This is a genomic window from Streptomyces apocyni (assembly GCF_009739465.1).
In the GTDB taxonomy this organism is placed as follows: Bacteria; Actinomycetota; Actinomycetes; order Streptomycetales; family Streptomycetaceae; genus Streptomyces; species Streptomyces apocyni.
In genome coordinates this window covers 16,843-26,960 of the sequence record NZ_WHOM01000040.1, presented here as the reverse complement: position 1 = coordinate 26,960, position 10,118 = coordinate 16,843, and the positions used below count along the sequence as shown (strand labels likewise).

Here is a 10,118-nt window from a genome sequence, read left to right as displayed (position 1 = left end):
GCGGCTACGCTCAGCTGCGCCGTACGTCGCGCCAGGCCTCGGGGACCGCGTCCGCGACATCGTGCGCGCTCACCGGCGCACCCACCGCCGCACCGACACCACCCGCCGCACCGCCACCACCCGCGGCACCGCCACCCCCCGTGCCCGCGCCCGCCGCCGCATGCCGCGCCGCGAGCCCATGCACGTACGCCCCCACCGACGCGGCGTCCACTGGCGCGAGCCCCGCCGCGAGCAGCGACCCCGCGAGGCCGGACAGCACGTCACCGCTCCCGGCCGTCGCCAGCCACGGCGTACCCGTCGGGTTGACCCGCACCGGACGGTGACGGCCCTCCGCGGGCTCCGCCACCAACGTCGTATCCCCCTTCAGCAGAACCGTCGCCGCATACACCTCCGCCAGCTCCCGCACAGCCGCCAACCGCGCCCCCTCGACCTCCGCCCGCGACACCCCCAGCAGCGCCGCCGCCTCCCCCGCGTGCGGCGTCAGCACCGTAGGCGCCCGACGGCCCCGCACCGCCGCCGGATCGGCGAGCCGCAGCCCGTCCGCGTCAACCAGCACCGGCACGTCGCACCCCAGCACGTCCGCCAGCCGCTCGGCGTCGTCACCGAGCCCGGGCCCGACGACCCACGCCTGCACCCGCCCCGCCTTCGACGGCGGCCCCGCCGACACCAGCGACTCCGGATAGCGAGCGAGCACCGCGTCCGCCGCGGGCCCCACGTACCGCACAGCCCCCGCCCCACCACGCACGGCGCCCGCCACCGCGAGCACCGCCGCACCCGGATAGCGCGCCGAGCCCGCCGCGATACCGACGACGCCCCGCCGGTACTTGTCGCTCGCCGCGCCCGGCTCCGGCAGCAGGGCGGCCACATCGGCGTACTGCAACGCCTGAACGTCCGGCGCATTCGATCCATCCGGCGCATTCGATCCATCCGGGGCATGCGATCCATCCGGAGCATCCGGCAGCGACAGCCCGATGTCGACCAGCCGCACCGCGCCCGCGTACGTCCGCGCGGGGTCGATCAGCAGCCCCGGCTTGTACGTCCCGAAGGTCACCGTCGCGTCCGCACGCACCGCGTCCCCCCGCACCTCACCGGTATCCGCCTCGACGCCGCTGGGCAGATCCACGGCGACGACGACCGCACCGGAACTCCGCGCGCCCGCGACCAGGGCGGCGAGCCGGGCGGCACCGGGCCGCAGCCCACCCCGCCCACCGATCCCGACGATCCCGTCCACAATGAGGTCAGCCCGCCGCAGCACGCCCCCCACAGCCTCCGCGACCGCCGCACCTTCCGCATCCGCCGCACCTTCCGCATCCGCCACGCCCTCCGCGGACACCACGCCACCCCCCGCCCCCCGAAGCGCGGCCAGCCCCCCAGCGTGCGTACGCTCCGGCGCGAGCAGCACCGCCGTCACGCCCGCCCCGCGCCGCGCGAGTCGCGCCCCGGCGTACAGCGCGTCCCCGCCGTTGTCCCCGCTGCCCACGAGCAGCACGACCCGGGCCCCGTACACCCGCCCCAGCAGCTCGGCACAGGCGACCGCGAGCCCGGCCGCCGCCCGCCGCATCAGCGTCCCCTCGGGCACCCGCGCCATCAGCTCCCGCTCGGCGGCCCTGACCGTCTCCACGCAGTACGCAGTACGCATGCCCCGAGTCTGCCGCACAGCACTGACACACACCCGCACCCACACTCACCCCCACCCGCGCCCACCGCGAGCTACCCCTCCGCCACCACCACCGCCGACGCCACCCCCGCGTCATGGCTCAGCGACACATGCCAGCCCTGCACCCCGAGCTCCGCCGCCCGCCGTGCCACGCTGCCGCGTACCCGCAGGCGGGGCTGGCCGCTGTCCTCGACGTACACCTCGGCGTCGGTCCAGAGGAGGCCCGCAGGCGCGCCCAGCGCCTTCGCCAGCGCCTCCTTGGCCGCGAAGCGTGCGGCCAGCGAGGCCACCCCGCGCCGTTCACCGCTGGGGAGCAGCAGCTCATGCTCCACGAAAAGCCGGTCCGCGAGCCCCGGTGTGCGCTCCATAGACACCCGGAAGCGCTCGATCTCCGCGACGTCGATCCCCACCCCGATGATCACTTGCCCGCTCTCCGCTCACTCGACTCGCACACGCGGGCAGCCTACGGCGCGAATCCCAGCAGGACGGTCAGGCCAAGCAGGAGGGGCAGAACGTTCAGCGACCGCGGGCTATGCGGTCCACCGCGTCCTGGACGAGGGCAAGGTATTCCGCTTCCTCGCAGCGCGGCTTGCTGCCCATCTCGTACAGGTCGAGGCAGTCGCCCAGGTCCTCGACCAGATCCTCATCCGGAAGGTCCAGCGCCAGTTCGCTGCACACCTCTCCGGAGAACCCCGCCGAGGGAGACTGACCAGCTGGTTTTCGACGGACGAGATCACGGACAACGCGCGCGTACATGCGGGGGCCTCCAGATCGACACCCCCGGTGCCGCGGACGCTATCCCCCTACGCCCGTCCCGGTCCATGCCCAGAGCAACACCCGCGTGACATACGACACCCGCCATGCCGTTCATCCACCCGCGACAATGAAGGGTGATCACTTCGCCGCCCCGCAGTGCCCACCGCCGCGCGGAGTCGACGCCCTACGTCGACCTGACCCGCACCGAGTGGAGCGCCCTGCGCGACAAGACACCGCTGCCGCTCACCGCCAGCGAGGTGGAGCGGCTGCGCGGCCTCGGTGACGTCATCGACCTCGACGAGGTACGAGACGTCTACCTGCCGCTCTCCCGGCTGCTCAACCTGTACGTCGGCGCGACCGACGGCCTGCGCGGCGCACTGAACACCTTCCTCGGCGACGCGGGCAACGGCCACGGAACACAGCACGGCACGCCCTTCGTGATAGGCGTCGCGGGCTCGGTCGCGGTCGGCAAGTCGACCGTCGCCCGCCTCCTCCAGGCGCTGCTGGCCCGCTGGCCCGAGCACCCCCGGGTCGAGCTGGTCACCACGGACGGCTTCCTGCTCCCCATGAAGGAGCTCAAGGCACGCGGGCTCACGTCACGGAAGGGGTTCCCGGAGTCGTACGACCGACGGGCCCTCACCCGCTTCGTGGCCGACATCAAGGCGGGCAAGGACGAGGTCACCGCACCGGTCTACTCCCACCTGATCTACGACATCGTCCCGGGCCAGCGGCTGACCGTACGACGCCCGGACATCCTCATCGTGGAGGGGCTGAACGTCCTACAGCCCGCCCTGCCCGGCAAGGACGGCCGCACCAGAGTCGGTCTGGCCGACTACTTCGACTTCAGCGTGTACGTCGACGCCAAGGCCGAGGACATCGAGAACTGGTATCTCAACCGGTTCAAGAAACTCCGTCAGACGGCGTTCCAGAACCCCGACTCGTACTTCCACCGGCACACCGAGGTCTCCGAGGAGGAGGCGCTCGACTACGCGCGCACGATGTGGCGCACCATCAACAAGCCCAACCTGGTGGAGAACGTCGCCCCGACCCGCGGCCGCGCCACACTGGTCGTACGCAAGGGCCCCGACCACAAGGTCCAACGCCTGAGCCTCCGCAAACTCTGACGCCACATCGCGCCACGCTCACAACGCAACGCTGCCCCGCCCAGGATCAACTCCTAGGCGGGGCAGCATCATGACACCAGGTCACACGGCTTACCCAAGCGCCGACTTCACCACATCGGCCAACCGCCCCGCCACCGACCGCGCCTGCTCGATATCCGCGGCCTCGACCATCACCCGCACCAGCGGCTCCGTACCGGACGGCCGCAGCAGCACCCGCCCCGTCGCACCGAGTTCCCGCTCCGCCTCGGTGACCGCCGCGGCGAGCTCCGCCGAGGTCGACACCCGGGACTTGTCCACGTCCGGGACGTTGATCAGCACCTGCGGCAGCTGCTCCATGACCGAGGCCAGGTCCGCGAGCGTGCGCCCGGTGGCCGCGACCCGGGCCGCCAGCATCAGCCCGGTCAGGGTGCCGTCGCCGGTCGTCGCGTGGTCGAGGATGATCACATGCCCGGACTGCTCGCCACCGAGCGCGTAGCCGTGCTCCTTCATCGACTCCAGTACGTACCGGTCACCGACGGCGGTCTGGATCAGGTCGACGCCCTCGCGCTCCATGGCCAGCTTGAAGCCCAGGTTCGACATGACGGTGGCGACGACCATGTTCTCGCGCAGCGCGCCGCGCTCCCGCATCGCCAGGGCCAGTACGGCGAGGATCTGGTCGCCGTCGACCTCGGCGCCGGTGTGGTCGACGGCCAGGCAGCGGTCCGCGTCGCCGTCGTGTGCGATGCCGAGGTCGGCGCCGTGCTCGACGACGGCGGCCTTGAGCAGCCCCAGGTGGGTGGAGCCGCAGCCGTCGTTGATGTTCAGGCCGTCCGGCTCGGCGCCGATCGTGATGACCTCGGCCCCGGCCCGCGCGAACGCCTCGGGCGAGACCCGGGCCGCGGCGCCGTGCGCCTCGTCAAGCACGATCTTCAGGCCGTCGAGACGGTTCGGCAGTACGCCGATGAGGTGCGCGATGTACTGGTCGAAGCCCTCGTCGTACGCGCGGACCCGGCCGACGTCCGCACCGGTCGGGCGCTGCCAGGGCGCACCGGTGCGGTGCTGCTCGTACAGGGCCTCGATGCGGTTCTCCAGCTCGTCGGCCAGCTTGTGACCACCACGGGCGAAGAACTTGATGCCGTTGTCCGGCATGGCGTTGTGGCTCGCGGAGAGCATCACGCCGAGGTCGCCGCCGAGCGCGCCGGTGAGATACGCCACCGCGGGGGTCGGCAGCACGCCGACGCGCAGCACGTCCACACCCGCGCTGGCCAGGCCCGCGACCACCGCGGCCTCCAGGAACTCCCCGGACGCGCGCGGGTCACGCCCGACCACCGCGACCGGCCGATGGCCTTCGAACGTGCCCGCCTCAACGAGTACATGAGCCGCTGCCACGGAGAGTCCGAGCGCGAGCTCGGCCGTCAGATCCGCGTTGGCGACACCGCGCACACCGTCCGTGCCGAAGAGTCGTCCCACTGATGTCCTCCGAACGTGTCTGAAGCCTCGGAGGTACACCGATCGGGTAGCTCCGAAAATGAAGCACGAACGCCCCGGCGGCACGCAACGTGCCGCCGGGGCGAACGAGTGGTCCAAGCAGCCAGCGATTAGCGCTTGCTGTACTGCGGAGCCTTACGGGCCTTCTTGAGACCGGCCTTCTTGCGCTCGACCGCACGGTCGTCACGCTTGAGGTAACCGGCCTTCTTGAGGGCGCCGCGGTTGTTGTCGACGTCGGCCTCGTTCAGCGCGCGGGCGACACCGAGACGGAGCGCACCGGCCTGACCGGAGACGCCGCCACCCGAGATGCGGGCGACGACGTCGTAGCGGCCGTCCAGCTCGAGCACCTTGAAGGGCTCGTTGACTTCCTGCTGGTGGACCTTGTTCGGGAAGTAGTCCTCGAGCGTGCGCCCGTTGACCTTCCACTTGCCGGTGCCCGGGACGATCCGGACGCGGGCGATGGCGTTCTTGCGACGGCCCAGGCCGGCGGCCGGCTGCGGCTCGCCGAACGCGGAGGCCATCGACTCCGAGGTGTACTCGCCCTCAAGGGGCACCTCGGACTCGGTCGTGTACTGCTCGACGTCGGCGATCTCGGTCTCTTCGACCGGCTGCTCAACGGTGGTCTCGGCCACGATTCTCCTCAGATCTTTCTGTACGTCTTAGGGGCTGTGGCCGGTATTACTGCGCGACCTGGGTGATCTCGAACGGCACCGGCTGCTGGGCAGCGTGCGGGTGCTGGTCGCCCGAGTAGATCTTCAGCTTCGAGAGCATCTGACGACCCAGGGTGTTCTTGGGGATCATGCCCTTGATGGCCTTCTCGACGGCCTTCTCGGGGTTCTTGGCGAGCAGCTCGTCGTAGCGCACCGAGCGGAGGCCGCCCGGGTAGCCGGAGTGGCGGTACGCCATCTTCTGGGTCTTCTTGTTGCCGGACAGGTGAACCTTGTCGGCGTTGACGATGATGACGAAGTCGCCCATGTCCATGTGGGGGGCATAGGTCGGCTTGTGCTTGCCCCGGAGGAGGTTCGCTGCCGTAGTCGCCAGACGGCCCAGGACGATGTCCTGCGCGTCGATGATGTGCCACTGGCGAGTGACATCGCCGGGCTTGGGGCTGTACGTACGCACGGTCGTAGCCTTCGCTTCTTCAGTGAGTGGGTCCTGACAAGGCCACCACGGACGATGTACGACAGCCCTGGCGGACATCGGTGACGCAACCGAGTCCTGCCGCTGGTCATCGGCCCGGTGGGCCGGTGTAAGGGCCCCTCACGTGAGAATGAGAAAGCCAATACACATAACGAACTAGCAGAATACCCGCGCTGGCCCGTACGGGTCAAAACGCGCGCATGCCTCACGGCACTGCCAGCGGACATCTTACCTGCCTCCTGGCATACCCCCGACCCTGGCGGCGGCTCCCGGCCCAGGCTCTAGGATGCGGCGCATGAGCTTTGGGCAAGGGGGGCCGCAGTCGGGCCCAGGGGGAGAACACGGACCAGCGGGACCTCCCAGCTGGAGTCCGCCCGGCGGCTACCCGGGTCCGCAGCAGCCCGACCCGTATGCCGGGCCGCAGGGCGCGCCGCCCTCCGGTCCCGCGCCCGACTGGGCGGCGCTCGCCGAGGCGTCCGAGGCCCGTGCCCGGCGCCGCAGGTGGCTGCTGATCGGTGGAGGCGCGCTGGCCACGGCCGCCGTGGGCTCCGTGGTCGCGTTCGCCGTCATCTCGGCGAACAGCGGCGAGACGTCCGCGAACAAGCCGTCGGGGCAGCTGCCGCCGTCCGCCACGCTCCCGAGCAACACCGACTCGCCCGCGCCGTCCTTCGCGGAGACCGAGCCGCCGCCCCCGCCGGACCCCAAGGAGTTCATATCGAGCGCCGAGAAGGACAAGGCGCCGCTGAGCGCCGACACCCTCTTCCCGAGCGGGAACCACACCAAGAACGACGGCACGGTCTACCAGCGCGGCGCCACCGACACCACCGACAAGTGCGCCGACGCCACCCAGGGTGACCTCGGCACCGTACTCACCAAGAACGACTGCGAGCAGGTCTTCCGCACCAGCTACCAGAAGGACGGGATCGCGGTCACCGTCGGCATCGCCGTCTTCGACAGCGAGAAGCAGGCGCTCCAGGCCAAGAAGCAGGCCGACGGCGGCAACCTCCGGTCGCTGTCCGGCGCCAGCGTCCCCGCCTTCTGCGAGACCTCGCTCTGCCGTAAGACGACCAACTCCTACGGCCGCTACGCCTACTTCACCATCACCGGCTTCACCAACGGCAAGGACGTGACCACGTCCGACAAGCCGGTCTTCACCGCCGGGGACGACCTCGCGCTGTTCGCCTTCCAGCAGATCCGGGCCCGCGGCGAGGCCCAGGCATCGGCGGCGGTCCGCTCCCCCGCCACCGCCTGAGCCCGCTCAGCAGCACCCAGCCCCGGCCCCGGCCCCAGGCAGCGTCCGCCGGTTCCGTGCCTCCAGGTTGCGCGCCGCGAGGAGATCGTCCGCGGGATAGCCGACCTCCTCCAGGGTCAGCCCATGCGGCCGCACCACATGGACGGCGGAGTCCCGCACCCCCGCGGCCAGCACCTTCGCGGGCCACTCCACCGGCCGGTGCCCGTCGCCCACGAACAGCATCGCGCCGACCAGCGAGCGCACCATGTTGTGGCAGAAGGCGTCCGCCTTCACGGTCGCGGTGATGATCCCGTCCGCCCCGCGCTCCCAGCTCAGCCGCTGGAGGGTACGGATGGTGGTCGCTCCCTCGCGCTTCTTGCAGTACGCCGCGAAGTCATGCTCCCCGACCAGCTTCTCCGCCGCCGCGTTCATCGCGTCGACGTCCAGCTCCCAGTCGTGCCAGAGCACGTGGCCGCGCAGCAGCGGGTCGACGCCACCGGGGTGATCGGTGACGCGATAGGCGTAGCGCCGCCAGATCGCCGAGAACCGCGCGTTGAAGCCGCTCGGTGCCTCGGCCACCCGCCAGACCCGCACATCGTGCGGCAGTCGCCCAGCGAGCCTGCGGAGCAGCTTCTCGCGGTGCTCAGCCCACAGCTCGGCGGGCAGATCGACATGGGCCACCTGCCCGCGGGCGTGCACCCCGCTGTCCGTACGCCCGGCGACCGTCAGCTCGTACGTCTCCTGCGACCGCGTCACCGTGCGCAGCGCGTCCTCGATCTCCGCCTGTACGGTGCGCTGCCCCTGGCGCTGCTTGGCCCAGCCGGAGAAGTCCCTGCCGTCGTAGGAAAGGTCCAGCCGCACCCGTACGAATCCGGGCTCTACTTCGTCACTCACCCGTAGATCCTCTCAAAACCTCAAGACAGCGGAACGGGCCCGCACCCCCGAAGGGATGCGGGCCCGCCCGATGGACCTCAGAACGCTCAGGCGTCCTTGGCCTCGGTCTCAGCCGCGGCCTCAGGCTTGGCGTCCTCGACGACCTCGTCCTTCTTGAGGTCGGCGACGGCCTCGTCACCAGCGGCGTCCTTGGCGGAACGCTTGGTGGCGGCCTCGGCCTCACCGACAGCGGTCTGCTGCACGGTCAGCGCCTCGACCAGCTCGATGACAGCCATGGGCGCGTTGTCGCCACGGCGGTTACCGATCTTGGTGATACGGGTGTAACCACCCGGGCGGTTCTCGTAACGCGGGCCGATCTCCGTGAAGAGCGTGTGCACGATGCTCTTGTCGGTGATGGTTGCCAGCACCTGGCGGCGGTTGTGAAGGTCACCCTTCTTCGCCTTGGTGATCAGGCGCTCCGCGACCGGGCGCAGACGGCGCGCCTTGGCCTCGGTGGTGGTGATCCGGCCGTGCTCGAACAGCGACTTGGCGAGGTTCGCCAGCATCGCCTTCTCGTGCGAAGCGCTGCCGCCCATACGGGCGCCCTTGGCGGGCTTCGGCATGGTCTTTCTCCTTCTTTGCTGCACCGGCCGTGTGAGGTACCGGTGTCAGTTCCCCCGAGGCGGTCGCCCCGGGGAAGTTTTCAGTACTGGACGGTGCTCAGTACTGCTCGGTCTCGACGAAACCGGCGTCCGCGTCGTCGTCGGCGCCAAAGGCGTCAGCGGCGGCGGTGGGGTCGAAGCCGGGAGGGCTGTCCTTGAGGGCCAGGCCCATGCCGTTGAGCTTCATCTTGACCTCGTCGATCGACTTCGCACCGAAGTTGCGGATGTCGAGCAGGTCGGCCTCGGAGCGCGCCACGAGCTCACCCACGGAGTGGATGCCCTCACGCTTGAGGCAGTTGTACGAGCGAACGGTGAGCTCGAGCTCCTCGATCGGCAGCGCGAGATCAGCGGCGAGGGCGGCGTCCGTCGGGGACGGGCCCATGTCGATGCCCTCGGCGTCGATGTTGAGCTCGCGGGCCAGACCGAACAGCTCGACCAGGGTCTTACCGGCCGACGCCATGGCGTCACGCGGACGCATGGCCTGCTTGGTCTCGACGTCGACGATCAGCTTGTCGAAGTCGGTGCGCTGCTCGACACGGGTCGCCTCGACCTTGTACGTGACCTTGAGCACCGGCGAGTAGATGGAGTCGACCGGGATACGGCCGATCTCCTGGCCCACCTGCTTGTTCTGGACGGCGGAGACGTAGCCACGACCGCGCTCGACGGTCAGCTCCATCTCCAGCTTGCCCTTGCCGTTCAGCGTGGCGAGGACGAGGTCGGGGTTGTGCACCTCGACACCGGCCGGGGGCGCGATGTCGGCGGCGGTGACCAGACCCGGGCCCTGCTTGCGCAGGTACATCACGACCGGCTCGTCGTGCTCCGAGGAGACGACCAGCTGCTTGATGTTGAGGATCAGGTCGGTGACGTCCTCCTTGACGCCCGGCACGGTGGTGAACTCGTGCAGGACACCGTCGATACGGATGGACGTGACCGCCGCACCCGGGATCGAGGAGAGGAGCGTACGGCGCAGGGAGTTGCCGAGGGTGTAGCCGAAGCCCGGCTCCAGCGGCTCGATCACGAACCGGGACCGGAACTCGTCGACGACCTCTTCGGTCAACGACGGACGCTGAGCGATCAGCATGCGTGGATTCCTTCAGTCAGGGGCACCCGCTATTTGATGCCCATGGAGTACTACACAAGGGTACGGGCGATACGGCCCGAAAGAGCCATACCGCCCGGAACCTCAGATCAAGCGACGCGTGTCAGGT

At 70.2% G+C, this 10,118-nt stretch carries 11 protein-coding genes; 2 read left to right on the top strand and 9 right to left on the bottom strand.

The window, feature by feature from the left end; translation table 11 throughout:
- Positions 1-10 precede the first annotated feature (10 nt).
- The 3 genes from GCN81_RS07500 to GCN81_RS07490 form a co-directional block, all read right to left on the bottom strand.
- Entirely contained in the window at positions 11-1,639 is a 1,629-nt protein-coding gene (locus tag GCN81_RS07500; protein ID WP_156722963.1) for an NAD(P)H-hydrate dehydratase, read from the bottom strand.
- Positions 1,640-1,710: 71 nt separating this feature from the next.
- Positions 1,711-2,079, bottom strand: a complete 369-nt coding sequence (locus GCN81_RS07495) for a holo-ACP synthase (RefSeq protein WP_156722961.1) — start codon at positions 2,077-2,079, stop codon at positions 1,711-1,713.
- 94 nt (positions 2,080-2,173) lie between these two features.
- Positions 2,174-2,413: a hypothetical protein gene (locus GCN81_RS07490; protein WP_156722959.1), complete on the bottom strand. Its 240-nt coding sequence runs from the start codon at positions 2,411-2,413 to the stop codon at positions 2,174-2,176.
- A 134-nt stretch (positions 2,414-2,547) separates the two neighbouring features.
- Between GCN81_RS07490 and coaA the strand changes: the two genes are divergently transcribed.
- Positions 2,548-3,537, top strand: a complete 990-nt coding sequence (gene coaA / locus GCN81_RS07485; protein ID WP_156722957.1) for a type I pantothenate kinase — start codon at positions 2,548-2,550, stop codon at positions 3,535-3,537.
- A 90-nt stretch (positions 3,538-3,627) separates the two neighbouring features.
- On the opposite strand, the gene glmM is transcribed toward coaA, so the two are convergent.
- From glmM to rplM, 3 genes are all read right to left on the bottom strand, one after another.
- Positions 3,628-4,986, bottom strand: coding sequence for a phosphoglucosamine mutase (gene glmM, locus GCN81_RS07480; protein WP_156722955.1), 1,359 nt, complete (start codon positions 4,984-4,986; stop codon positions 3,628-3,630).
- Positions 4,987-5,114: 128 nt separating this feature from the next.
- On the bottom strand, positions 5,115-5,636 hold the full coding sequence (gene rpsI / locus GCN81_RS07475; protein ID WP_156722953.1) for a 30S ribosomal protein S9: 522 nt from the start codon (positions 5,634-5,636) through the stop codon (positions 5,115-5,117).
- A 46-nt stretch (positions 5,637-5,682) separates the two neighbouring features.
- Positions 5,683-6,126: a 50S ribosomal protein L13 gene (rplM, locus tag GCN81_RS07470; protein ID WP_156722951.1), complete on the bottom strand. Its 444-nt coding sequence runs from the start codon at positions 6,124-6,126 to the stop codon at positions 5,683-5,685.
- 313 nt (positions 6,127-6,439) lie between these two features.
- On the opposite strand from rplM, the gene GCN81_RS07465 reads away from it, so the two are divergent.
- The gene (locus tag GCN81_RS07465; protein ID WP_156722949.1) at positions 6,440-7,396 is read left to right on the top strand and encodes a hypothetical protein; all 957 of its coding nucleotides are present in this window, start codon (positions 6,440-6,442) and stop codon (positions 7,394-7,396) included.
- 6 nt (positions 7,397-7,402) lie between these two features.
- Here the strand turns inward: GCN81_RS07465 and truA are convergent, their stop codons facing one another.
- The 3 genes from truA to GCN81_RS07450 all read right to left on the bottom strand — a co-directional run bounded on the left by truA (position 7,403) and on the right by GCN81_RS07450 (position 9,991).
- Positions 7,403-8,269 carry a tRNA pseudouridine(38-40) synthase TruA gene (gene truA / locus GCN81_RS07460; protein ID WP_156722947.1) on the bottom strand — a complete coding sequence of 289 codons (867 nt, stop codon included), beginning with the start codon at positions 8,267-8,269 and terminating at the stop codon, positions 7,403-7,405.
- An 86-nt stretch (positions 8,270-8,355) separates the two neighbouring features.
- A complete protein-coding gene (rplQ, locus tag GCN81_RS07455) occupies positions 8,356-8,871 on the bottom strand; it encodes a 50S ribosomal protein L17 (RefSeq protein ID WP_156722945.1) in 516 nt (171 codons plus the stop codon).
- Positions 8,872-8,968: 97 nt separating this feature from the next.
- The gene (locus GCN81_RS07450) at positions 8,969-9,991 is read right to left on the bottom strand and encodes a DNA-directed RNA polymerase subunit alpha (RefSeq protein WP_016645160.1); all 1,023 of its coding nucleotides are present in this window, start codon (positions 9,989-9,991) and stop codon (positions 8,969-8,971) included.
- Between the last annotated feature and the right edge of the window lie 127 nt (positions 9,992-10,118).

Bases quoted from the DNA above. Each gene is read 5' to 3' on its own strand.
- GCN81_RS07500 (WP_156722963.1), bottom strand. From the start codon at position 1,639: ATGCGTACTGCGTACTGCGTGGAGACGGTCAGGGCCGCCGAGCGGGAG.
- GCN81_RS07490 (WP_156722959.1), bottom strand. From the start codon at position 2,413: ATGTACGCGCGCGTTGTCCGTGATCTCGTCCGTCGAAAACCAGCTGGT.
- GCN81_RS07465 (WP_156722949.1), top strand. From the start codon at position 6,440: ATGAGCTTTGGGCAAGGGGGGCCGCAGTCGGGCCCAGGGGGAGAACAC.
- rplQ (WP_156722945.1), bottom strand. From the start codon at position 8,871: ATGCCGAAGCCCGCCAAGGGCGCCCGTATGGGCGGCAGCGCTTCGCAC.
- GCN81_RS07450 (WP_016645160.1), bottom strand. From the start codon at position 9,991: ATGCTGATCGCTCAGCGTCCGTCGTTGACCGAAGAGGTCGTCGACGAG.